The organism is Streptomyces sp. NPDC087845 (genome assembly GCF_044742755.1).
Classification (GTDB): domain Bacteria; phylum Actinomycetota; class Actinomycetes; order Streptomycetales; family Streptomycetaceae; genus Streptomyces.
The window spans coordinates 1-22,661 of record NZ_JBIUVC010000009.1 but is presented as its reverse complement, the minus strand read 5'-3'; the positions used below and the strand labels follow the sequence as shown (position 1 = coordinate 22,661).

Sequence of the window (22,661 nt, the reverse complement as noted above, 5' to 3'; positions counted from 1 at the left end):
CGCGGGGGTGTCACAGCCCTGCCGGCCAGGTGAAGCGCGGCGCGCGCCGCTCCAGAAAGGCGGCGACACCCTCCCCGGTGTCGCCGCTGCGACGCGCCTGCTCCGCCCAGTACGCGTCCCGGTCCTCCCGCCCGTCGGCGAACTCCTTCGCCGCCGCCTGCGTCAGCCCAGAGCGCGCCGCCAGCGTGCGTACGTACGCCTCGACCCGCTTGTCCAGCTCACCGGCCGGCAGCACCTCGTCCACCAGACCGGTCCGCAGGGCCCGCGCGGTGCCGATCAGCTCGCCGGAGAACAGCAGATGCTTCGCCGTCGCCGGGCCGGTCAGTGCCACCAGCCGCCGGGTCGACGACGCGGCGTACACGATCCCGAGCTTGGCCGGTGTGACACCGAACGACGCCCCCTCCTCGGCGAACCGCAGATCACAGGCGGCCGCGAGCTGGCTGCCGCCGCCCACGCAGTGGCCGCGGATCGCCGCGAGCGTGGGCCGGGGGAACGCTGCCAGGGCCTCCTCGGCGGCCACGGCGAGTGCCTGCGGATCGCCCGCCGGATCCCGGGGCGAGGAGCCCGCCGGATCCCGGAGCGAGGAGATGTCCGCACCGGCGCAGAAGGTGTTCCCGGCGCCCGTCAGCACCAGCACCCGGACCGCGGGGTCGGCGGCCAGCCGCTCCAGCAGGCCGGGCAGCGTGCCCCACATCGCGGCCGTCATCGCATTGCGCTTGGCGGGATTGCTGATCACGACCGTCGCAACACCGTCCGCGACGGTGTGCTCCAGCCGGGGTTCCGTACGGTCCATGCGCCGGATGCTATCCGGACGGTTCGAACCTATGATCAAGAAGGGGTCGCCGAACCGGCACGCACCTGAGGAGCTTCCCGTGGCCGATCCCGCAGTCGAGGGCAAGAGGCTGAGCCGCAGATTCGGCCGGCTGGCGCTGCTCGGCACCCTTCTCGTCGTGGCCGGTCTGGTCGGCCTCGTGTACACCGGCGTCGCGACACTCACCTCGATGATCCTGTTCGGCTGGCTGCTGCTGATCGGCGGCATCGTCGGGCTGCTCCACGCCGTCGAGTCCCGCGGCACCAACTTCTTCTGGCTGGGCGTCGTGGTCGCCGCGCTGAACATCGCCGCCGGAGTCGTCGTCATCCACCATCCGCACGGCACGGCCGAGGCGCTGACCATGTTCGCCGCCCTGCTCTTCCTGACCGGTGGGCTGTTCCGGCTGGTCGGCAGCGTCGTGGTGCGAGGCCCGCAGTTCGGCTGGACGCTCCTGCAAGGAGCCTTCGGCCTGCTCCTGGGGCTGCTGGTGCTCTTCGACTGGCCGCACAGCAGCCTCTACGTACTCGGCCTGTTCTTCTCGCTGGCGCTGCTCTTCGACGGGCTCGGCCTGATCGCGATCGGGGTCGGCGGCCGCCGTGTGGTCTCCATGGTCTCGGACCAGAGGGCGAGCGGAGAGCTGCCGGGCGCACCCACCGGAGAGCATCAGAATCGCTCCAAGAGCTGACGCATCCGTGCCCGTCCGGCCAAATCCTGTCGATAGAAGTCGACTTTTTGGCAGCAGCACAATCGGGGCCGACTACGCACCGCACTCTGTACTCGACGTGCAGTAACCACCGAGTCGAGAGCGGGTACCGGACCATGGAGAGCCGCGGGAGTGTCCCCGCCCGGCCCGTGTCGTACGAGGGAGTCTGGCGGTTCACCGCCCCGGCCGTGGACGTCTCCGTACCGCAGGCCAGGCACGCCGTACGCGACCTGCTGCGCCGCCAGGAAGTGCCGCTGGACGAGGACGTCGCCGAGGGCCTGCTGCTCATCGTCTCCGAGCTGGTCACCAATGCGGTGAAGCATGCAGCCCTGCTCTCGCCGGAGCTCGCCGTCGAGGTGGCCGTCGGCGCGGAATGGGTCAGGGTGTCCGTCGAGGACAACCATCCCTACCGGCCGACGGCCCTGGAGACGGATTACGCGCAGACCGGCGGCCGCGGCCTGCTGCTGGTCCGGGAGATCACCCGGGAAGCGGGCGGGACCTGCGACGTGGAGCACACCGCGGGGGGCGGGAAGATCATCTGGGCGGTGCTGCCGCTGAGCCCGCGGCCCTGACCACCCCGTCCGCCGCGGCTTCCCGGTGCCGTCGGCCCGCTACCAGCCCGCCGACGGTCCGGTCAGTTCCCTGACCGCCGGCCGTGCGGCATCCAGCACCGTCATGAACCAGGCGGAGAACGGCGCCTGCGCATGCCGCTCGGCCAGCTCCTCGGCCGTCACGAACGCGGTCTCGCCGACCTCCTCCGGATCCGGGTGCAGCCGGTCCTGTGCCATTCCCACGAAGAGATGGTTGAACTCCTGCTCCACCAGGCCGGAGGCCGGGTCGGGGTGGTTGTAGCGGACCGTGCCCGCCTCGGCCAGCAGCGAGGGCGAGACGCCCAGCTCCTCGTACGTACGACGGGCGGCGGCGGCGAAGGGGGCCTCGCCCGGATAGGGGTGGCCGCAGCAGGTGTTCGACCAGACGCCGGGGGAGTGGTACTTGCCGAGCGCGCGGCGCTGCAGCAGCAGCCTGCCCTGCTCGTCGAAGAGGAACACCGAGAAGGCCCGGTGCAGTTGACCGGGCGGCTGATGGGCGGCGAGCTTCTCCGCCGTACCGATGGTGGTGCCGTTCTCGTCGACCAGTTCGAGCATGATCGCATCTGCTGTGCCGTTCGACGAGCTGTTCGCCGCGGTGGCTGGTGTGGTCGGCATACCCATCCTTCGCTATGGTCCCGGCCCCGTGCGCCGGTCCCGTCGAGTCCGCTCAAGTCTGCCGTACAAAAGCCGCTTGTCCGCACTTCGGGTCCTGCATGTCCGGCCCCGCCGCGCCCCGCCGTGCCCCGCGGCGCGGTGGGGCCGGACGGCACGTCAGACGCCGAAGGCCGCCGGGTACCGGATCGTCCCGTGCGGGACCGGCACGGAGTCGTCGAGCACCAGGGCCATCATCGCTTCGTCCGGGACGTCGAAGCCCGGCCGGATGCCGTGGCGGGACGCCGGCACGAAGCCGAACCTCGCGTAGTACCCGGGACGGCCGAGCACCAGGACGAGTGACTCGCCCCGCAGCCGGGCCGCGTCGAGCACGGCCCGCACCACGGCCTGTCCGGCGCCCTGCCCCTGATGCTCCGGGACCGTCGCCACCGGGGCCAGCGCGAGCGCCGGCGCGTCCCCGACCCGGCACCGGGTCAGCAGCGCGTACGCCGCGACGCCGCCGTCCGGGCCGTCCAGCGCGACATGACCGAGGCCGGGCAGCCAGGCCGCCGGATCGGTCCGCAGTGCGTCGACGAGAGCGGCTTCGTCCGGTGTCGGGAACGCGGCGGCGTTGACCGCGTGCACGGGCGCCCCGTCCGCCGCCGTCTCCGGCCGGGTCGTCCAGCGGGGGTCCGCGGGACGCAGCACGTAGCCGGCGTAGCCGTACTCCGCACCGTGTTCGCGCCGCACGGCCAGCTCCTCGCGGGTCGCCGCGAGTGCCCACGCCATGCCGGGAGCCGTCGCGTCGGCGGCCGCCACGCGTTCGGCGAGCGGGACGTAGTACTCGTCCCAGTCGCTGTCGGGCTGCACCCGCACCCCGAGGACGTGGTATCCGGCCGCCACGGCCGCCGCCGTGTTCGCCGCCACGGGGCGCAGCGAAGCCTCCCGCTCCCAGAAGGCGCGGGCCTCGGCCGTCGGCGCGTCTGTCGTCCAGACGCACTCGCTGACGACGAGGGAGCCGCCCGGGGCGAGCAGCCGCTTCCAGTCACGCAGGGCCGTGTCGAAACCGATGATGTACGCGGAACCCTCGGCCCAGACGAGGTCGAACGACCCGTCCGGGAAGTCGGCACCGGAGAGCTCGGCCATGTCGGCCCGGACCGTACGGACGCGGTCGCCGAGCCCGCGAGCGTCGGCCGCCTCGCGCAGTTCGCCGAGGAACGGCTCGTGGAGATCGACTGCGGTCACCTCGGCGCCGGCCTCGGCGGCGAGCAGCAGCGCGGCGCGGCCGGGCCCGCAGCCCAGATCCAGGACACGCGGACGGCACGGCAGCGGGCCGGCGAGCCCCAGCAGCTGGCGGGTGGTGGCATCGGAGCCGGGACTCTGCCGGGGCAGGCGGTGGTGCAGGGAGAAGAACGCCTCGGAACGGATGGCGTGATCGTTGTCGGTCAACGGGAAAACCCTTGTGTACGAGGGCTCCGGCCAACATGCCGACCCGGTATGAGCCGGGGTGCTAGCCGAGGGCCCGGGAGATGAGGACGGACCGGATGCTGCGCCGGGCGGGCGCCGTCGCGACGGCCATCAACCTCGGCTCCTCTCTCGACACGGGGAGGCTTCCACGCCTCGCCGGACACCCTACACGGCTGCTGAACGGCAGTTCAGTGGCAGAGCCTGGCCTCGTGCTCGGCGTGGCCGCTCGGCTCCAACTGGAAGGTGCAGTGCTCCACATCGAAGTGGACGCCCAGGCAGCCCTGCAGTTCGTGGAGCAGCTTCTCGTGACCGATCGAGTCCAGCATGTCCTGGCGCACCACCACGTGGGCGGAGAGCACCGGCATCCCCGACGTGATCGTCCAGGCGTGCAGGTCATGGACGTCCAGCACCCCGGGCAGGGCGGTGATGTGGGCCCGCACCTCACCCATGTCGACCCCCTTGGGCGCCGCCTCCAGCAGCACATTGAGCGTCTCCCGGAGCAGCTTCACCGTGCGGGGGACGATCATCAGGCCGATCACCAGCGAGGCGATCGGGTCGGCGGCCTGCCACCCGGTGGCCAGGATGATCCCCGCCGAGATCAGCACGGCGAAGGAACCGAGTGTGTCGGCGAGCACCTCCAGATAGGCGCCGCGCACATTGAGGCTGTCCTTCTGCCCGCGGAGCAGCAGTGACAGGGAGACCATGTTGGCGACCAGACCGACCAGGGCGAAGGCGATCGTCAGCCCGCCCCTCGTCTCGGCCGGAGTGATGAAGCGCTGGATCGCCTCGAAGAGCAGATAGCCGCCCACGCCGAGCAGCATCAGGCAGTTGGCCAGGGCGGCGAGGATCTCGGCGCGGGCGAAGCCGAAGGTGCGGTTGAGCCCGGCCGGCCGGTTGGCGAAGTGGATCGCCAGCAGCGCCATGCCCAGGCCCAGGGCGTCGGTCGCCATGTGGGCCGCGTCGGCGATGAGGGCGAGGGAGCCGGAGAGCAGTCCGCCGACGATCTCCATGACCGTCACGGTGAGCGTGATGCACAGCGCGATCCGCAGCCGTCCCTTGTACGCGGCGGCTGCCGTGCCGGTGGGCGGCGGCCCGCCGTGTGTGTGCCCGTGGTCGTGCCCTGCCCCCATGGGGACGCCTCCCGGTCGTCTCGCGGACTCGGACGCGATCGGCCCGAGCACTGCCAGTCAACTACGGGTGGGGGGTATCGGGCAACACGGTACTGAACACCGTTGTCATATGCCCTGACCTGCGGAAATGGCCGCAGGTCAGGGCTGTGGAGCGATCGTCGGCGGCTCAGTCTCCGCGCGCCTCGGGGTGGTGCAGGCACCAGCCTTCCCAGGCCGACTCGACCATCTCGCGCACCCCGCGCCGGGCCGTCCAGCCCAGTTCCCCGTACACCCGGACGGCGGATGCGACGGCCTTCGCCGCGTCGCCGGGGCGGCGTGCGTGGACCTCCGGCTTCTCGGGCCGGCCGCTGACCTCGCCCACCAGATCGGCGAGCTCGCGCACCGAGACGCCCTCGCCGCGGCCGATGTTCACCGTGAGGTCGCCGGTGCCCTGCCCGGCCAGCCGCCGGGCGACGGCGAGATGCGCGTCGGCGAGGTCGGCGACGTGGACGTAGTCGCGGATGCAGGTGCCGTCGGGTGTGGGGTAGTCGGCGCCGAAGATCTGGGGGGCCCCGCCGTGGGTGAGCCGGTCGAAGAACATCGGGATCACATTGAAGACACCGGTGTCGGACAGCTCCGGTGCGGCCGCTCCGGCCACGTTGAAGTAGCGCAGGCAGGCCGTGGACAGGGAGTGCGCCCGCCCCGTCGCCCGGACCAGCCACTCCCCGGCGAGTTTCGTCTCACCGTACGGATTGATCGGAGCACAGGGAGTGTCCTCGGTGATCAGCTCCACATCCGGTACGCCGTACACCGCCGCCGAGGACGAGAACAGGAAGCGCTGCACCCCCGCGGCGACCACGGCCTCCAGGAGGACGGTCAGCCCGGCCACGTTCTCCCGGTAGTACAGCAGCGGCTTCTCGACGGACTCGCCGACCTGCTTCCTCCCTGCGAGATGCACCACACCGGTCACGGCGTGCTCGGCCAGTGCCCGGTCGAGCAGCGCGCGGTCGGCCACCGAGCCCCGGATCAGCGGTACGCCCGCCGGAAGCCGCTCGACGACGCCGGTCGAGAGGTCGTCGAGGACGGCCACCCGCTCGCCGGCGTCCACCATGGACCGCACCACGTGTGCACCGATATATCCCGCTCCGCCTGTGATCAGCCATGTCATGCGGATCAGCCTAAGGGCTGTCCCACCAGGGATTACGGGACAGCCCTCGGGTGCAGGCCATCGCGTTTTGTCAGGTGAGGCGGGGATCGACGATGATGATCGCGGACCGCGTCGCATCATGCCGGTCCGCCCCGAACGGAGCACAAACGGGCAGTGAACTCCCGCTTCCGTTCATCCGATAGCCTCTGCCGACGTGTCGCCGGCCCGCTTCCGGGCCGCACTGCCGCGCCGACCCCGCCTGTACCAAGGAGTGAGTTCGTCTGTCGACCGCCATCCTCACCGGTGCACCGGTACCCGGTTCGTCGCTCGCGGACGATCTGCGGTCGCTCGGCTTCGACGTACAGGTCGCCGCCGATGTGACCGAGGCCGCACGGCTGCTCTCGGCCGTCCCCGCCGATCGCCGCGTCGCACTGGTCGACCCCCGTTTGGTCGGCCATGTCCATGCCCTCCGGCTCGGACTGACCGACCCGCGCTTCCCCGCCGCCACCGTGCCCGGCGCGCTCACCGCGCAGCCCGAGGCGCGCCCCGCGCTCGTCCGCGCCATGACCACCGCCGCCGCGACGGTCGGCGCGAGCGTACCCACCGGCCCGGGTACCACGGCGACGGTCACCGACCGCACCGTGCCGGGCCGCCTCGCCGTCACCATGGACGCCGAAGGCACCCCGGTCCAGCGCCCCGAGCTCGGCTCGCTGGTCGCCGCCGTAGCGCTCGACGATTCCTCGCGCGCGGCAGCGGAGGGCGCCCTCGCCGAGGTCGACGACGAGGCGGTACGGCTGCGCAGCGCCGTGAAGGCCCACGACGGCTTCTTCACCACGTTCTTCATCAGCCCGTACTCCCGCTACCTCGCGCGCTGGTGCGCCCGCCGCGGCCTCACCCCGAACCAGGTCACCACCGCATCCCTGCTCACCGCGCTGATCGCGGCGGGCAGCGCGGCGACCGGCACCCGCGGGGGCTACATCGCCGCCGGACTGCTGCTGCTCTTCTCCTTCGTCCTGGACTGCACCGACGGACAGCTCGCCCGTTACTCGCTGCAGTACTCGACGATGGGCGCCTGGCTGGACGCCACCTTCGACCGGGCCAAGGAGTACGCGTACTACGCGGGCCTCGCACTCGGCGCCGCCCGCGGTGGCGACGACGTGTGGGCACTGGCCCTCGGGGCGATGGTGCTCCAGGCCTGCCGCCATGTCATCGACTTCTCGTTCAACGAGGCGAACCACGACGCGGTGGCCAATTCGAGCCCCACGGCGGCCCTTTCCGACCGGCTCGACAGCGTCGGCTGGACGGTCTGGCTGCGCCGGATGATAGTGCTGCCGATCGGCGAGCGCTGGGCGATGATCGCGGTACTGACCGCGGTGACCACACCCCGGATCGTCTTCTACGCGCTGCTCATCGGCTGCGCCTTCGCCGCCTGCTACACCACCGCGGGGCGCCTGCTGCGCTCGCTGACCCGCAAGGCGGAGCGCACCGACCGCGCCGCCCGGGCGCTCGCCGACCTGGCCGACTCCGGTCCCGTCGCCCAGATCGTGGCGGCACGCGGCCCTCGGATCCCGGGTGCCTGGAGCGCCCCGGTGATCGCCTTCGTCGGTGCGGGGGCGCTGATCGCCGCCGCTCTCCAGCAGCCGTTCGGCAGCAAGCAGATGATCTTCGCAGCGGTCTTCTACGCGATCTGCTCGGGCACAGCCGTGGCCCGCCCCCTCAAGGGCGCGCTGGACTGGCTCGTACCCCCGATATTCAGGGCGGCGGAGTACTGCACCATCCTCGTTCTCGCCGCCCGCAGCGATGTCCAGGGTGCCCTTCCCGCAGCCTTCGGGCTGGTCTCGGCCGTCGCCTACCATCACTACGACACCGTGTACCGCATCCGCGGCGGCACCGGCGCGCCGCCCCAGTGGCTGGTACGCGCGATCGGCGGACACGAGGGCCGCACCCTGGTGGTGGCCGTACTCGCCGCCGTACTCACTCAGCACCCGGCGTTCACCGTGGCCCTCACCGCTCTCGCGGTGGCCGTGGCCCTGGTGGTGCTCGTGGAGTCCATCCGCTTCTGGGTGTCCTCCGGAGCACCCGCCGTTCACGACGAAGGAGAACCCGCATGATCGGCCTCGTACTGGCAGCCGGTGCCGGACGGCGTCTGCGCCCCTACACCGACACCCTCCCGAAGGCCCTCGTGCCCGTCGACGGCGAGAAGACGGTTCTGGACCTCACGCTGGCCAACTTCGCGGAGATCGGCCTCACCGAGGTCGCCGTCGTCGTCGGCTACCGGAAGGAAGCCGTGTACGACCGCAAGGCCGAGCTGGAGGCGAAGTACGGCGTCACCCTCACCCTGATCGACAACGACAAGGCCGAGGAGTGGAACAACGCCTACTCCCTGTGGTGCGCCCGTGACGTCCTGACGCGCGGCGTCATCCTGGCCAACGGCGACACCGTCCACCCGGTATCCGTCGAGAAGACGCTCCTCGCCGCCCGCGGCAACGGCCGGAAGATCATCCTCGCCCTCGACACGGTGAAGCACCTCGCCGACGAGGAGATGAAGGTCGTCACCGAGGGCGACAAGGGTGTGCGGCGCATCACCAAGCTGATGGACCCGGCCACCGCGACCGGTGAGTACATCGGCGTCACCCTCATCGAGCCGGAGGCCGCCGCAGAGCTCGCCGACGCGTTGAGGACGACCTTCGAGCGCGACCCCGACCTCTACTACGAGGACGGCTACCAGGAGCTCGTGAACCGGGGCTTCACCGTCGACGTGGCCCCCATCGGCGAAGTGACGTGGGTCGAGATCGACAACCACGACGACCTCGCGAAGGGCCGTGAGATCGCGTGCCAGTACTGACCCGGCTCATTCCGTCCCCGGTCGTCGTCGACATCAGCCGCGGCGCCCTGGACGATCTGGCCGGCCTCCTCGCCGACCAGCGGATCTCCGCCTCCGGCAAGCTCGCCGTCGCGATCAGCGAAGGTTCGGGGCGCGCCCTGCGCGAACGGCTGGCCCCCGCGCTGCCCGGCGCCCACTGGTACCCGGTCACCGACGGCACCCTCGACTCGGCCGTCAAGCTGGCCGACGACATCAAGGGCAACCGGTACGACGCCGTGGTCGGCCTCGGCGGCGGCAAGATCGTCGACGTGGCGAAGTACGCCGCGGCCCGCGTCGGCCTGCCCATGGTCGCGGTGGCGACGAACCTCGCGCACGACGGTCTCTGCTCGCCCGTCGCAACACTGGACAACGACAACGGCCGGGGCTCCTACGGGGTGCCCACCCCGATCGCCGTCGTCATCGACCTCGACATCGTCCGTGAGGCGCCGGCCCGCTTCGTGCGCTCCGGCATCGGCGACGCGGTCTCCAACATCTCCTGCGTGGCCGACTGGGAACTCGCCCACGAGGTGCGGGGCGAGGAGATCGACGGACTCGCCGCGGCCATGGCCCGGCAGGCGGGCGAGGCCGTGCTGCGCCACCCTGGCGGGATCGGCGACGACGCCTTCCTGAAGGTGCTGGCCGAGGGCCTCGTGCTGACCGGCATCTCCATGTCGGTCGCCGGGGACTCCCGGCCGGCCTCCGGCGCCTGCCACGAGATCAACCACGCCTTCGACCTGCTGTACCCCAAGCGTGCCGCGAGCCACGGCGAGCAGGTCGGCCTCGGCGCCTGCTTCGCCATGCATCTGCGCGGTGCGCGCGAGGAGTCGCTGCTCATGGCGGTCACTCTGCGCCGCCACGGTCTGCCCGTCCTGCCCGAAGAGATCGGCTTCACCGTCGACGAGTTCGTCCAGGCCGTCGACTACGCCCCGCAGACCCGTCCGGGACGCTTCACGATCCTGGAACACCTCAACCTGTCCACCGACCAGATCAGGGACGCGTACGCCGACTATGCAAAAGCCATCCATAGCTGAACTCCGTCCGGTCGTGCACCCTCCGGGTGTGAAGGACCGGCGCAGTGGTGAGCACTGGGCGGGTCGGCTCTACATGCGCGAGCTCTCGCTCCGCATCGACCGGCACCTGGTGAACACCAGGGTCACGCCGAACCAGCTGACCTATCTGATGACCGTCGCGGGCGTGCTCTCCGCGCCGGCCCTGCTCGTCCCGGGCATTCCCGGAGCGCTGCTCGGGGTTCTCATGGTCCAGCTCTACCTCCTGCTCGACTGTGTGGACGGCGAGGTCGCCCGCTGGAAGAAGCAGTTCTCGCTGGGCGGGGTCTACCTGGACCGGGTCGGCGCGTATCTGTGCGACGCGGCCGTGCTGGTCGGCTTCGGCCTGCGCGCCGCCGACCTGTGGGGCTCCGGACGGATCGACTGGCTCTGGGCCTTCCTGGGCACGCTCGCGGCCCTCGGCGCCATCCTGATCAAGGCCGAGACCGACCTTGTCGGCGTCGCCCGCCACCAGGGCGGGCTGCCCCCGGTCAAGGAAGCCGCCTCAGAGCCGCGCTCGTCCGGCATGGCGCTCGCGCGCCGGGCCGCCGCCGCGCTCAAGTTCCACCGGCTGATCCTCGGTGTCGAGGCGTCGCTGGTCGTGCTGGCGGCCGCGGTACTCGACGCGGTCAGGGACGATCTGTTCTTCAGCCGTCTCATGGTCGCGGTCCTGGCCGGCATCGCCATCGTCCAGACCCTCCTGCACCTCGTGTCGATCCTGGCGTCGAGCAGGCTGAAGTGAGCACACCCATGAAACTCGGCGCGGTCGTCATCACGATGGGGAACCGTCCCGAGGAGCTGCGCGCCCTCCTCGACTCGGTCGCCGGCCAGGACGGCGACCGGATCGAGGTGGTGGTCGTCGGCAACGGCGCCCCCGTACCGGGCGTCCCCGCCGGCGTACGCACTGTCGAGCTGCCCGAGAACCTGGGCATCCCCGGCGGCCGCAACGTCGGGATCGAGGCCTTCGGCCCGTCCGGCGCCGATGTGGACGCCCTGCTCTTCCTCGACGACGACGGACTGCTGCCGCTCACCGACACCGCCGAGCTCTGCCGTCAGGCGTTCGAGGCCGACCCCGGGCTGGGCATCATCAGCTTCCGCATCGCCGACCCCGACACGGGCGCCACCCAGCGCCGCCACGTGCCGCGGCTGCGGGCCTCCGACCCGATGCGCTCCTCGCGGGTGACGACCTTCCTCGGCGGCGCCAACGCCGTACGCACCAAGGTCATCGCCGATGTCGGGCCGCTGCCGGGCCAGTTCTTCTACGCGCACGAGGAGACCGACCTCGCCTGGCGGGCGCTGGACGCCGGCTGGATGATCGACTACCGCGCGGACATGGTCCTCAACCACCCGACCACCGCCCCGTCCCGGCACGCGGTGTACCACCGCATGGTGGCCCGCAACCGGGTCTGGCTGGCCCGGCGCAATCTGCCCGCGCCGCTGGTCCCCGTCTACCTCGGCGTGTGGCTGCTGCTGACCCTGCTGCGCAAGCCCTCCGGCCCGGCCCTGAAGGCATGGTTCGGCGGCTTCCGGGAAGGCTGGTCCACGCCCTGCGGCACCCGCCGTCCGATGAAGTGGCGCACGGTCTGGCGGCTGACCAGACTGGGCCGACCTCCCGTGATCTGAGAGGCTCTCCTCTGAGAGCATGAGACGTACTTCTTCTTCACGGGACCTGTCCGCTCCGAGCCGCGCCCGCGACTGGCTGCGCATCTTGAATACGAGAGTTTCATCTGGTGAGTGACACAACCCATGATGGTGCGGTCGCACTGAGCACCCCACCATCCGCCGACGACGGCCTGAGCGCGGCCGAGACGGCCGCCAAGTACGGCCTGACGGTGAGCGGCGCCCGGCCAGGGCTCTTCGAGTACATCCGGCAGCTCTGGGGCCGCCGCCACTTCATCCTGGCGTTCTCCAGGGCGAAGCTGACCGCCCAGTACAGCCAGGCGAAGCTCGGCCAGCTGTGGCAGGTGGCCACTCCGCTGCTCAACGCCCTGGTCTACTACCTGATCTTCGGGCTGATCCTGGGGACCCGGAAGGGAATGACCCTGGAGGTCTTCATCCCGTTCCTGGTGACCGGTGTCTTCGTCTTCACCTTCACCCAGAGCTCGGTGATGGCGGGTGTGCGGGCCATCTCCGGGAACCTGGGGCTGGTCCGGGCGCTGCACTTCCCGCGCGCCTCGCTGCCCGTCTCGTTCTCACTGCAACAGCTCCAGCAGCTGCTGTACTCCATGATCGTGCTCGCGGTCGTGGCCATCGCCTTCGGCAGCTACCCGGGGCTCTCCTGGCTGCTGATCGTTCCCGCGCTGGCCATGCAGTTCTTCTTCAACACCGGTCTGGCGCTGATCATGGCCCGGCTCGGCAGCAAGACCCCCGATCTCGCCCAGCTGATGCCGTTCGTGATGCGGACCTGGATGTACGCGTCGGGCGTCATGTTCTCCATTCCGGTGATGCTCAAGGACAAGCCGGGCTGGATCGCCGATGTGCTGCAGTACAACCCGGCGGCCATCTACATGGACCTGATCCGCTTCGCCCTGATCGATGGCTACGGCTCGGAGAACCTTCCGGCCCACGTCTGGGTCGTTGCGTTCGCCTGGGCGGTCCTCATGGGCGTGGTGGGCTTCGTGTACTTCTGGAAGGCAGAGGAACGGTACGGCCGTGGCTGACGACAACACTTCGGGGCGCGTCCCCACCGTCATCGCCGACGACGTGCACATCGTGTACCGGGTCAATGGCGGCGGGGGCGGCAGGGGCAGCGCCACCGCGGCGCTGAGCCGGATACTGCGCCGCGGCAAGGGCGAGTCGAGCGGAGTGCGGAAGGTGCACGCCGTCCGCGGTGTCTCCTTCACCGCCTACCGCGGCGAGGCGATCGGTCTCATCGGGACCAACGGCTCCGGCAAGTCGACCCTGCTGCGGGCCATCGCCGGTCTGTTGCCGACCGAGCACGGCAAGGTGTACACGGACGGCCAGCCGTCGCTGCTCGGGGTGAACGCGGCGCTGATGAGCGATCTGACCGGCGAGCGCAACGTCGTGCTCGGCGGCCTCGCGATGGGCATGTCGCGCGAGGAGATCCGCGAGCGCTACCAGGGGATCGTGGACTTCTCCGGCATCAACGAGAAGGGCGACTTCATCACCCTGCCGATGCGGACGTACTCCTCCGGTATGGCCGCCCGGCTGCGCTTCTCCATCGCCGCCGCGAAGAACCACGACGTCCTCATGATCGACGAGGCGCTGGCCACCGGCGACCGCAAGTTCCAGATCCGCTCCGAGAAGCGCATCAGGGAGCTCCGCAAGGAGGCGGGCACCGTCTTCCTGGTCAGCCACAGCAACAAGTCCATCAAGGACACCTGCGACCGGGTGCTGTGGCTGGAAAAGGGCGAGCTGCTGATGGACGGTCCGACGGACGAGGTCCTCAAGGCGTACGAGCGCGAGACCGGAAAATAGCAGGTATTCCGGTCCCGTGGCACCGAGGCGGCCTCCGCCGGAACACTCCGGCGGAGGCCGCCTCGGTGTCCGGATCACGGACCCCGTGCGGCGGTCTGCACGCCCGGCGGTACGTCCCGGACAAGATCTCCTCCCGTCGGATGACGTCAATTCCCTTGCGCACGGGGAAGGTTGGCGGGGCAGGACGCGTTGTTCCGCTGCGCGTAACACCCCGGCGTATCGATGAGCGTTGTACAACGTAAGCTGTACCGGTGCTGATTCGTTGCAAGTGGGGCGATACCGCCTGGCCACACGGCCCGGAGGCGTGCTCCGCACTCGGTAGAGCGGGCGGCGTGTCCGGAATGGGATGTTTTGGGTCAGCAGTGTAGAACGGGAGATGTGACGGCTATGACGGAAGATCTCCAGCTCCGAGGTGCTCACGCCGTCCCAGCGCCGGGCGGTCAGTGGTGACGCCCACCCGGCAGGCGCATCCCGATGCCGCCGTGCCCAGCACCCTCGACAAGGCCGCTGACGAGAATTTCCCGGTGGCTCCTTTCTTCCTGCCGCGCGCCTGGCGCGACGACCTGATGGCCGTCTACGGCTACGCCCGTCTCGTCGACGACATCGGCGACGGCGATCTCGCCCCCGGCGGCGCGGACGCCCGGCACCTCGGCCTCGAACCCGGGCAGAGCGACGACCGTCTCGCCATGCTCGATGCCTTCGAGGCCGATCTGCACCGGGTCTTCGACAGTGCGGGCGAGGGCCCGCACCACCCCCTGCTGCGCGCGCTGCGCCCCACCGTGCGGCGCTGCGCGCTCACCCCCGAGCCCTTCCTCGGCCTCATCGAGGCGAACCGGCAGGACCAGAAGGTCCGCCGCTACGGGACGTACGAGGAACTCGCCGCCTACTGCGAGCTCTCCGCCAATCCCGTGGGCCGGCTGGTCCTTCAGATCACCGGAACCGCCAGCCCCGAACGGATCCGCCGCTCCGACGCCGTCTGTACGGCCCTGCAGATCGTCGAGCACCTCCAGGACGTCACCGAGGACCTGGGCCGCGACCGGATCTACCTGCCCGCGGACGACATGGCCCGGTTCCATGTCCGCGAAACCGACCTGGCCGCCCCCTCGGGGGGCGCATCGGTGCGTTCACTGGTTGCGTACGAAGCGGAACGCGCTCGGGAACTGCTGAATGAAGGCACCCCCCTGGTGGGTAGCGTCCACGGCAGGCTCAAGCTGCTTCTCGCCGGATTCGTGGGAGGGGGGCGCGCCGCCCTCACCGCGATCGCGGCCGCCGGGTTCGACGTACTGCCCGGCCCGCCCAAGCCCACCAAGCCCAGCCTGCTGCGCGAGGTGGGAGTTGTCTTGCGAAGAGCGCGTAGAGAGGGGTGATCCGGACCGTGGAGGGACAGACGACGTACATGTCGGCACCGGTACAGGCCGCATACAGTTACTGCGAGGCGGTCACCGGACAGCAGGCGCGTAACTTCGCGTACGGCATCAGGCTGCTGCCGGCCGAGAAGCGACAGGCCATGTCGGCGCTGTATGCCTTCTCCCGTCGTGTCGACGACATCGGTGACGGCGAGCTGGCACCGGAGACCAAGCGGACCCGGCTGGAGAGCACCCGCACACTGCTGGACCGGATCCGCGACGGCGCGATCGACGAGGACGACACCGACCCGGTGGCCGTCGCACTCGCCGACGCCGCACGCAGATTCCCGCTCCCGCTCGGTGGGCTCGACGAACTCATCGACGGCGTGCTGATGGACGTGCGCGGTGCGACGTACGAGACCTGGGACGACCTCAAGGCGTACTGCCGCTGTGTCGCGGGCGCCATCGGCCGCCTCAGCCTGGGCGTCTTCGGCACGGAACCGGGCGCTCCGGGCGCCGACCGGGCCGCGGAGTACGCCGACACGCTCGGCCTCGCGCTCCAGCTGACGAACATCCTGCGCGACGTCCGCGAGGACGCCGGCAACGGGCGCACCTATCTGCCCGCCGACGACCTCGCCAAGTTCGGCTGCTCGGCCGGCTTCCACCGGGCCACCCCGCCGCCCGGCGCCGATTTCGCGGGCCTGGTCCACTTCGAGGTACGGCGCGCCCGCACCCTGTTCGCCGAGGGATACCGGCTGCTGCCGATGCTGGACCGGCGCAGCGGCGCGTGTGTCGCGGCCATGGCGGGCATCTACCGCCGGCTGCTCGACCGGATCGAGCGCGACCCCGAGGCGGTGCTGCGCGGCCGGGTGTCGCTGCCGGGGCACGAGAAGGCGTATGTCGCGGTGCGCGGACTCTCGGGCCTCGACGCGCGATACGTCTCCCGGCGGACGGCCAGGGGGCGTGTCTGATGCGCCGCACGGACATCTCGCGCACCATGTGCTGCACGGAAACACGTTTCCACCGGAGGTCAACCCTCTGGTGTACTGACGCGTCCCTGACTGAAGTGGCCCGGCGAAAGGAGGACGCATGACACACGACGCCCTGGGTACCTCCCGTGCGGTCGTGATCGGCGGCGGCCTCGCCGGAACCACGGCGGCTCTGCGACTCGCCGATGCCGGGCTTGACGTGACCCTGCTCGAAGGGCGCCCCAGGCTCGGCGGACTCGCCTTCTCCTTCCGGCGCGGCGAACTGACGGTCGACAACGGACAGCATGTCTACCTGCGTTGCTGCACCGCCTACCGCTGGTTCCTCGACCGTGTGGACGGGACGCGCCTGGCGCCCCTGCAAAACCGTTTGGACGTGCCCGTTCTCGACGTCGGGCGCCTCTCGGGCCCCCGGCTGGGACGGTTGCGCCGCAACGCACTGCCGGTGCCCTTCCACCTCGCCGCCGGACTCGCCGGCTATCCGCATCTCTCGCTCACCGAGCGGGCGAGCGTCGGACGCGCCGCACTGGCGCTGGGCCGCCTGGACCCGGACGACCCCGCACTCGACGCCATCGACTTCGGCAGCTGGCTCGCCCGGCACGGCCAGTCGCCGCGCACCATCGAGGCCCTCTGGGACCTGGTCGGCGTCGCCACGCTCAACGCCACCGCGCCGAACTCCTCGCTGGCCCTCGCCGCGAAGGTCTTCAAGACCGGACTCCTCTCCGAGCCCGGCGCCGCCGACATCGGCTGGGCGAGCGTGCCGCTCGGCGACGTCCACGACACGCTGGCCCGCAAGGCACTCGACGCCGCCGGGGTGCGCACCGAGCTGCGCACCAAGGCGTCCTCCGTCACCCGTACGGAGGACGGCCGCTGGATCGTCGACACCGGCGGCGAACGGATCGAGGCGGACACGGTCGTCCTGGCCGTTCCGCAGCGCGAGACCCACGACCTGCTGCCCGCGGGCGCGCTCGACGCGCCGGAGCGGCTGCTCGACATCGGCACCTCGCCGATCCTCAACGTGCACGTCGTCTACGACCGCAAGGTGCTGCGCCGCCCCTTCTTCGCCGCGCTCGGCTCCCCGGTCCAGTGGGTCTTCGACCGCACGCACTCCTCCGGCCTCACCGGCCCCGGGCAGTACCTCGCCGTGTCCCAGTCCGCCGCGGACGAGGAGATCGACCTCCCCGTCGCCGAGCTGCGCAAGCGCTACCTGCCCGAGCTGGAGCGGCTCCTTCCGGCTGCCCGCGGGGCCGGGATCAGAGACTTCTTCGTCACCCGGGAGCGCACGGCGACCTTCGCCCCCGCCCCCGGCGTCGGCCGACTGCGGCCCGGAGCCCGCACCCGGGCCCCCGGCCTCAGCCTGGCCGGGGCTTGGACGGCCACCGGCTGGCCCGCGACGATGGAGGGTGCCGTCCGCAGCGGGTTCAGCGCGGCGGACGCCGCGCTCCGGGCGCTCGGCCGCTCCCATGAACATCCGCTGCAGGAGGCGGCATGAGCAGTACCACCGGAACAAGAGGAGAGTCAGTGACCCCGGCGAATCCGGCTTTCGACACCGTGGCCGACACCACGGACGTCACCGCGCTTCTGGAGCGCGGACGGGCCCTTTCCACGCCGGTGCTCCGGGCCGCCGTTGACCGGCTCGCACCGCCCATGGACACCGTCGCCGCCTATCACTTCGGCTGGATCGACGCCCAGGGACGGCCCTCCGACGGCGACGGCGGCAAGGCCGTCCGCCCGGCGCTCGCCCTGCTGTCCGCGGAGGCGGCCGGCGCCGCCGCCGAGGCGGGCGTCCCCGGCGCCGTGGCCGTCGAGCTCGTGCACAACTTCTCGTTGCTGCACGACGACCTGATGGACGGCGACGAACAGCGCCGCCACCGCGACACCGTCTGGAAGGTGCACGGCCCCGCCCAGGCGATCCTCGTCGGCGACGCGCTCTTCGCGCTCGCCAACGAGATCCTGCTGGAGCTCGGCACGGTCGAGGCGGGCCGCGCGGCGCGCCGGCTGACCGTCGCCACCCGCAAGCTCATCGACGGGCAGGCCCAGGACATCTCCTACGAGCACCGCGAGCGGGTCACCGTCGAGGAGTGCCTGGAGATGGAGGGCAACAAGACCGGCGCCCTGCTCGCCTGCGCCTGCTCCATCGGCGCGGTCCTCGGCGGTGCCGACGACCGGACCGCCGACACCCTGGAGGCGTACGGCTACCACCTCGGCCTCGCCTTCCAGGCCGTCGACGATCTGCTCGGCATCTGGGGCGACCCCGAGTCCACCGGCAAGCAGACCTGGAGCGATCTGCGCCAGCGCAAGAAGTCCCTGCCGGTCGTCGCTGCGCTCGCCGCGGGCGGACCGGCCTCGGAGCGCCTCGGTGAACTCCTCGCCGCCGACGCCAAGAGCAGTGATTTCGACAGCTTCTCCGAAGAGGAGTTCGCCGCCCGTGCGGCGCTCATCGAGGAGGCGGGCGGCCGCGAATGGACCGCTCAGGAGGCCCGTCGACAGCATGCGGTCGCCATCGAGGCACTGCACCGCGTCGACATGCCGCACACCGTGCGTGCGCAGCTCACAGCGCTCGCCGACTTCGTCGTCGTACGAAAGAGATGATCACCATCTGCTCCATATGACTCGCAGTCGCCGGCCGGGGCCCCCCCGGGCCCCCGCCCCCGGAGACCCCAGCCCACCAGAGGGACCAAAAGCAAACACGGGCATCCAATACCGCGACCACCCACGGGAGCACCCGGGGGGTGTAACCCCGCGCAGCCTCGGCCAGCAATCCGACCGACACAACCATCGCCGCGGACGACGTACTGGCCGCCGCGCGGCGGGCCGCGGAACGCTCGGTGGAGCATCTCCTCGGCAGGCAGGACGAGCAGGGCTGGTGGAAGGGGGACCTCGCCACCAACGTCACCATGGACGCCGAAGACCTGATGCTCCGGCAGTTCCTCGGTATTCAGGACCAGACCGTCGTCCGCGCGGCCGGCCGCTTCATCCGCGGCGAACAGCTCGGGGACGGTACCTGGGCCACCTTCCACGGCGGCGCCGGCGAGCTCTCCACCACCATCGAGGCGTACGTTGCACTGCGACTGGCCGGAGACCGGCCGGACGAACCGCACATGGCCCGGGCCGCGGGATGGATCAGGGAGCAGGGCGGAATCGCGGCGAGCCGTGTCTTCACCCGGATCTGGCTGGCCCTCTTCGGCTGGTGGAAGTGGGAGGACCTGCCCGAACTCCCGCCCGAGCTGATGTTCTTCCCCAAATGGGCCCCCCTCAACATCTACGACTTCGGCTGCTGGGCCCGCCAGACCATCGTGCCGCTCACCATCGTCTCGGCGAAGCGGCCGGTACGCCCGGCCCCCTTCGCACTCGACGAGCTGCACACGGACCCACTGCGTCCGAACCCGCCCCGGCGTGCCGCCCCGGCGGCGAGCTGGGACGGAGTCTTCCAGCGCCTGGACAAGGCGCTGCACCTCTACCACCGGATCGCACCGCGCAGGCTGCGCCGGACCGCGATGAACGCGGCCGCCCGCTGGATCATCGAACGCCAGGAGAACGACGGCTGCTGGGGCGGCATCCAGCCGCCCGCCGTGTACTCCGTCATCGCCCTGCACCTGCTCGGCTACGACCTGGACCACCCGGTGATGCGGGCCGGACTCGAATCGCTCGACCGGTTCGCCGTCTGGCGCGAGGACGGCGCCCGGATGATCGAGGCCTGCCAGTCCCCGGTCTGGGACACCTGCCTCGCCACCATCGCCCTCGCCGACGCCGGGGTCAGCCCCGACCATCCGGCACTCGTGAAGGCCGCGGACTGGATGCTCGCCGAGGAGATCGTCCGGCCCGGCGACTGGTCCGTACGCCGCCCCCGACTCGACCCGGGCGGCTGGGCGTTCGAGTTCCACAACGACAACTACCCCGACATCGACGACACCGCGGAGGTGGTCCTGGCGCTGCGCCGGGTCCGCCACCCGGACACGGCACGGGTCGAGGCCGCCATCAGGCGCGGAGTGCGCTGGAACCTCGGTATGCAGTCCCGCAACGGGGCCTGGGGTGCGTTCGACGCGGACAACACCAGCGGGTTCCCCAACCGGCTGCCCTTCTGCGACTTCGGCGAGGTCATCGACCCACCGTCCGCCGATGTCACCGGCCACGTGGTGGAGATGCTCGCCGTCGAGGGGCGTTCCGCGCACCCGGCGACCCGGCGCGGAATCGAGTGGCTGCTCGCCGAACAGGACCCGAACGGCGGCTGGTTCGGCCGCTGGGGCGTCAACTACGTATACGGCACGGGGTCGGTGGTGCCCGCGCTGGTGGCGGCCGGACTGCCCGTCACCCATCCGGCGATCCGCCGGGCCGTCGGCTGGCTCGAGTCCGTGCAGAACGACGACGGCGGCTGGGGCGAGGACCTGCGCTCGTACCACGAGGACAAGTGGATCGGGCACGGGGCGTCGACCGCCTCCCAGACCGCATGGGCGCTGCTCGCACTGCTCGCCGCGGGGCGGCGGGACAGCAGGGCCGTGCGGCGGGGAGTGTCCTGGCTCACCGACACCCAGCAGGCCGACGGCTCCTGGGACGAGCCGTACTTCACCGGCACCGGCTTCCCCTGGGACTTCTCCATCAACTACCACCTCTACCGGCAGGTCTTCCCGCTCACCGCACTCGGGCGGTACGTGTACGGCGAACCTTTTGCCGACCGCCTGGTCACCCGCAAGGGGGCCTGATGGGCGACGGTCCGGGGCCGGCCGGCCCCGCAGCGCCGCTGCTGATCGCCTGTGCGCTCGGCATCGAGCAGTTCGCCCTGCGCAGCGGCAGAGGCCGGGCCGGTGAGGCTCCGGGCCCGGTGACCGTACTGCGTACGGGCATGGGCCCCAAGGCCGCCGAGGCGGCCGTGTCCCGGGTGCTCGGTCAGGACCGGGCACCCGGGACGGCGGTCCTCGCCTCCGGTTTCTGTGCCGGGCTGTCACCCGGTATGCACCCAGGGGACCTGGTGGTCGCCGACGAGACCCGGGGAGCCGGGGACTCGACGGCCTGCACCGGTACGGCCCTGCTCGCCGAGGCCCTTGCCCGGACGGTGCCCGGCCGCACCGTCCACACCGGTCCGCTGACCGGCTCCGCCCACGTCGTACGCGGACATGAGCGGGCCGAACTGCGGGCCACCGGAGCGGTCGCGGTGGACATGGAGTCCGCCGCCACTCTCCGCGCCGCCCTGCGGTCCGGGCCCCGCCCGGTTGCGGCCGTACGGGTGGTCGTGGACGCTCCGGAGCATGAGCTCGTCCGCATCGGCACGATACGCGGTGGAATATCGGCTTTCCGTGTTCTCCGTGCCGTCCTGCCGGCTTTCTATGAATGGCACCGATCTTTGCTGCTCCCCAGGAGGTGAGCCAGATGGCCATGCCGCTCCGTCAGTCCATCAAGGTTGCGACGTATCTCATCGAACAGAAGCTCCGCAGGCGGGACAAATTCCCGCTCATTGTGGAATTGGAGCCTCTGTTCGCCTGCAATCTCGCCTGCGAGGGCTGCGGGAAGATCCAGCATCCGGCGGGAGTGCTCAAGCAGCGCATGCCGGTCGCCCAGGCCGTGGGCGCCGTGCTCGAATCGGGTGCCCCGATGGTCTCCATCGCGGGCGGAGAGCCGCTGATGCATCCGCAGATCGATGAAATCGTCCGTCAGCTGGTGGCGCGGAAGAAATATGTCTTCCTGTGCACCAACGCGATGCTGCTGCGGAAGAAGATCGAGAAATTCACGCCCTCGCCGTTCTTCGCCTTCGCCGTGCACATCGACGGGCTGCGGGAACGACACGACGAGTCGGTCGCCAAGGAAGGCGTGTTCGACGAGGCGGTGGCTGCGATCAAGGAGGCCAGGCGGCGCGGCTTCCGGGTCACCACCAACTCCACCTTCTTCAACACCGACACCCCGCAGACCGTCATCGAGGTCCTCAACTACCTCAATGACGAGCTGAAGGTCGACGAGATGATGATCTCGCCCGCCTACGCGTACGAGAAGGCACCCGACCAGGAGCACTTCCTCGGCGTCGAGCAGACCCGGGAACTCTTCAAGAAGTCGTTCGCCGGCGGCAACCGGGCCCGCTGGCGGCTGAACCACTCACCGCTGTTCCTGGACTTCCTGGAGGGCAAGGCGGACTTCCCGTGCACCGCGTGGGCGATCCCGAACTACTCGCTCTTCGGCTGGCAGCGGCCCTGCTACCTGATGAGCGACGGGTACGTCCCCACGTACCGCGAACTCATCGAGGAGACCGACTGGGACAAGTACGGCCGCGGCAAGGACCCGCGCTGCGCCAACTGCATGGCGCACTGCGGCTACGAGCCCACCGCCGTCCTCGCCACCATGGGATCGCTGAAGGAATCCCTGCGCGCCGCACGCGAGACCGTCTCCGGGAACCGGTGACGTCATGACCGCTGGAGAACCGGTCGCACTGGGTCTCCCCGAGCTGCCGGCCCGGCCGCTCGCGATGCGCCGCCACTCGCGGCGCATCCAGGTCGGGTCGGTTGCGGTGGGCGGGGATGCGCCGGTGTCGGTGCAGTCGATGACGACGACGCGGACGTCGGACGTCGGTGCGACGTTGCA

The 22,661-nt window shown here is 70.8% G+C and carries 21 protein-coding genes and 1 pseudogene; 17 read left to right on the top strand and 5 right to left on the bottom strand.

Annotation, left to right across the window (positions count from 1 at the left end; all coding sequences use genetic code 11):
* Positions 1-10: 10 nt before the first annotated feature.
* Positions 11-793 (bottom strand): enoyl-CoA hydratase/isomerase family protein, encoded by a 783-nt coding sequence (locus ACIOMQ_RS22985; protein WP_401265498.1) that lies wholly within the window; start codon positions 791-793, stop codon positions 11-13.
* A gap of 31 nt (positions 794-824) precedes the next feature.
* On the opposite strand from ACIOMQ_RS22985, the gene ACIOMQ_RS22980 reads away from it, so the two are divergent.
* Positions 825-1,496, top strand: coding sequence for an HdeD family acid-resistance protein (locus tag ACIOMQ_RS22980; RefSeq protein WP_401265496.1), 672 nt, complete (start codon positions 825-827; stop codon positions 1,494-1,496).
* 134 nt (positions 1,497-1,630) lie between these two features.
* Positions 1,631-2,086 (top strand): ATP-binding protein, encoded by a 456-nt coding sequence (locus ACIOMQ_RS22975; RefSeq protein WP_401756392.1) that lies wholly within the window; start codon positions 1,631-1,633, stop codon positions 2,084-2,086.
* Between the two features lie 39 nt (positions 2,087-2,125).
* Here the strand turns inward: ACIOMQ_RS22975 and idi are convergent, their stop codons facing one another.
* The 4 genes from idi to galE form a co-directional block, all read right to left on the bottom strand.
* Positions 2,126-2,719, bottom strand: coding sequence for an isopentenyl-diphosphate Delta-isomerase (gene idi / locus ACIOMQ_RS22970; protein WP_401265492.1), 594 nt, complete (start codon positions 2,717-2,719; stop codon positions 2,126-2,128).
* A gap of 156 nt (positions 2,720-2,875) precedes the next feature.
* Entirely contained in the window at positions 2,876-4,144 is a 1,269-nt protein-coding gene (locus ACIOMQ_RS22965; protein WP_402190094.1) for a bifunctional class I SAM-dependent methyltransferase/N-acetyltransferase, read from the bottom strand.
* A 206-nt stretch (positions 4,145-4,350) separates the two neighbouring features.
* Positions 4,351-5,292, bottom strand: coding sequence for a cation diffusion facilitator family transporter (locus ACIOMQ_RS22960; RefSeq protein ID WP_362196121.1), 942 nt, complete (start codon positions 5,290-5,292; stop codon positions 4,351-4,353).
* Positions 5,293-5,458: 166 nt separating this feature from the next.
* On the bottom strand, positions 5,459-6,439 hold the full coding sequence (gene galE, locus ACIOMQ_RS22955; RefSeq protein ID WP_362196118.1) for a UDP-glucose 4-epimerase GalE: 981 nt from the start codon (positions 6,437-6,439) through the stop codon (positions 5,459-5,461).
* A gap of 260 nt (positions 6,440-6,699) precedes the next feature.
* Between galE and ACIOMQ_RS22950 the strand changes: the two genes are divergently transcribed.
* From ACIOMQ_RS22950 to ACIOMQ_RS22880, 15 genes and pseudogenes are all read left to right on the top strand, one after another.
* Complete coding sequence (locus tag ACIOMQ_RS22950; RefSeq protein WP_402190345.1) at positions 6,700-8,529, top strand: DUF5941 domain-containing protein; 1,830 nt, start codon at positions 6,700-6,702, stop codon at positions 8,527-8,529.
* Positions 8,526-9,263 (top strand): phosphocholine cytidylyltransferase family protein, encoded by a 738-nt coding sequence (locus ACIOMQ_RS22945; RefSeq protein ID WP_362196115.1) that lies wholly within the window; start codon positions 8,526-8,528, stop codon positions 9,261-9,263. Before ACIOMQ_RS22950 ends, ACIOMQ_RS22945 begins: the two co-directional genes overlap by 4 nt.
* Positions 9,251-10,312 carry an iron-containing alcohol dehydrogenase family protein gene (locus ACIOMQ_RS22940; RefSeq protein WP_401756401.1) on the top strand — a complete coding sequence of 354 codons (1,062 nt, stop codon included), beginning with the start codon at positions 9,251-9,253 and terminating at the stop codon, positions 10,310-10,312. The genes ACIOMQ_RS22945 and ACIOMQ_RS22940 overlap by 13 nt, the downstream gene beginning before the upstream one ends.
* Positions 10,290-11,069, top strand: coding sequence for a CDP-alcohol phosphatidyltransferase family protein (locus tag ACIOMQ_RS22935; RefSeq protein WP_362196109.1), 780 nt, complete (start codon positions 10,290-10,292; stop codon positions 11,067-11,069). The genes ACIOMQ_RS22940 and ACIOMQ_RS22935 overlap by 23 nt, the downstream gene beginning before the upstream one ends.
* 8 nt (positions 11,070-11,077) lie before the next feature.
* Positions 11,078-11,950: a glycosyltransferase gene (locus ACIOMQ_RS22930; protein WP_362197099.1), complete on the top strand. Its 873-nt coding sequence runs from the start codon at positions 11,078-11,080 to the stop codon at positions 11,948-11,950.
* 107 nt (positions 11,951-12,057) lie between these two features.
* Positions 12,058-12,987, top strand: a complete 930-nt coding sequence (locus ACIOMQ_RS22925; protein WP_362196106.1) for an ABC transporter permease — start codon at positions 12,058-12,060, stop codon at positions 12,985-12,987.
* The gene (locus tag ACIOMQ_RS22920) at positions 12,980-13,765 is read left to right on the top strand and encodes an ABC transporter ATP-binding protein (RefSeq protein WP_362196103.1); all 786 of its coding nucleotides are present in this window, start codon (positions 12,980-12,982) and stop codon (positions 13,763-13,765) included. Before ACIOMQ_RS22925 ends, ACIOMQ_RS22920 begins: the two co-directional genes overlap by 8 nt.
* Positions 13,766-14,211: 446 nt before the next feature.
* Entirely contained in the window at positions 14,212-15,132 is a 921-nt protein-coding gene (hpnC, locus tag ACIOMQ_RS22915) for a squalene synthase HpnC (protein ID WP_362196099.1), read from the top strand.
* Positions 15,133-15,161: 29 nt separating this feature from the next.
* Entirely contained in the window at positions 15,162-16,082 is a 921-nt protein-coding gene (gene hpnD, locus ACIOMQ_RS22910; protein WP_362196096.1) for a presqualene diphosphate synthase HpnD, read from the top strand.
* A gap of 118 nt (positions 16,083-16,200) precedes the next feature.
* Positions 16,201-17,589: a hydroxysqualene dehydroxylase HpnE gene (gene hpnE / locus ACIOMQ_RS22905; RefSeq protein WP_362196093.1), complete on the top strand. Its 1,389-nt coding sequence runs from the start codon at positions 16,201-16,203 to the stop codon at positions 17,587-17,589.
* Positions 17,586-18,689 (top strand): polyprenyl synthetase family protein, encoded by a 1,104-nt coding sequence (locus tag ACIOMQ_RS22900; RefSeq protein WP_362196090.1) that lies wholly within the window; start codon positions 17,586-17,588, stop codon positions 18,687-18,689. The genes hpnE and ACIOMQ_RS22900 overlap by 4 nt, the downstream gene beginning before the upstream one ends.
* A gap of 140 nt (positions 18,690-18,829) precedes the next feature.
* Positions 18,830-20,797: pseudogene (shc, locus tag ACIOMQ_RS22895) on the top strand (squalene--hopene cyclase).
* Positions 20,797-21,456: a 1-hydroxy-2-methyl-2-butenyl 4-diphosphate reductase gene (locus ACIOMQ_RS22890; protein WP_401265480.1), complete on the top strand. Its 660-nt coding sequence runs from the start codon at positions 20,797-20,799 to the stop codon at positions 21,454-21,456. The pseudogene shc and the gene ACIOMQ_RS22890 overlap by 1 nt, the downstream one beginning before the upstream one ends.
* 5 nt (positions 21,457-21,461) lie before the next feature.
* Complete coding sequence (hpnH, locus tag ACIOMQ_RS22885; protein ID WP_362196081.1) at positions 21,462-22,481, top strand: adenosyl-hopene transferase HpnH; 1,020 nt, start codon at positions 21,462-21,464, stop codon at positions 22,479-22,481.
* A gap of 4 nt (positions 22,482-22,485) precedes the next feature.
* A partial coding sequence (locus ACIOMQ_RS22880) for a flavodoxin-dependent (E)-4-hydroxy-3-methylbut-2-enyl-diphosphate synthase (RefSeq protein ID WP_358859844.1) occupies positions 22,486-22,661 on the top strand: 176 nt, incomplete at its 3' end.

Coding starts and splice junctions, on each gene's coding strand:
- ACIOMQ_RS22975 (WP_401756392.1), top strand. CDS start 1,631: ATGGAGAGCCGCGGGAGTGTCCCCGCCCGGCCCGTGTCGTACGAGGGA.
- hpnE (WP_362196093.1), top strand. CDS start 16,201: ATGACACACGACGCCCTGGGTACCTCCCGTGCGGTCGTGATCGGCGGC.
- ACIOMQ_RS22980 (WP_401265496.1), top strand. CDS start 825: ATGATCAAGAAGGGGTCGCCGAACCGGCACGCACCTGAGGAGCTTCCC.
- ACIOMQ_RS22900 (WP_362196090.1), top strand. CDS start 17,586: ATGAGCAGTACCACCGGAACAAGAGGAGAGTCAGTGACCCCGGCGAAT.
- ACIOMQ_RS22985 (WP_401265498.1), bottom strand. CDS start 793: ATGGACCGTACGGAACCCCGGCTGGAGCACACCGTCGCGGACGGTGTT.
- ACIOMQ_RS22945 (WP_362196115.1), top strand. CDS start 8,526: ATGATCGGCCTCGTACTGGCAGCCGGTGCCGGACGGCGTCTGCGCCCC.
- ACIOMQ_RS22960 (WP_362196121.1), bottom strand. CDS start 5,292: ATGGGGGCAGGGCACGACCACGGGCACACACACGGCGGGCCGCCGCCC.
- ACIOMQ_RS22935 (WP_362196109.1), top strand. CDS start 10,290: ATGCAAAAGCCATCCATAGCTGAACTCCGTCCGGTCGTGCACCCTCCG.
- idi (WP_401265492.1), bottom strand. CDS start 2,719: ATGCCGACCACACCAGCCACCGCGGCGAACAGCTCGTCGAACGGCACA.
- ACIOMQ_RS22930 (WP_362197099.1), top strand. CDS start 11,078: ATGAAACTCGGCGCGGTCGTCATCACGATGGGGAACCGTCCCGAGGAG.
- hpnH (WP_362196081.1), top strand. CDS start 21,462: ATGGCCATGCCGCTCCGTCAGTCCATCAAGGTTGCGACGTATCTCATC.
- hpnD (WP_362196096.1), top strand. CDS start 15,162: ATGTCGGCACCGGTACAGGCCGCATACAGTTACTGCGAGGCGGTCACC.
- galE (WP_362196118.1), bottom strand. CDS start 6,439: ATGACATGGCTGATCACAGGCGGAGCGGGATATATCGGTGCACACGTG.
- ACIOMQ_RS22890 (WP_401265480.1), top strand. CDS start 20,797: ATGGGCGACGGTCCGGGGCCGGCCGGCCCCGCAGCGCCGCTGCTGATC.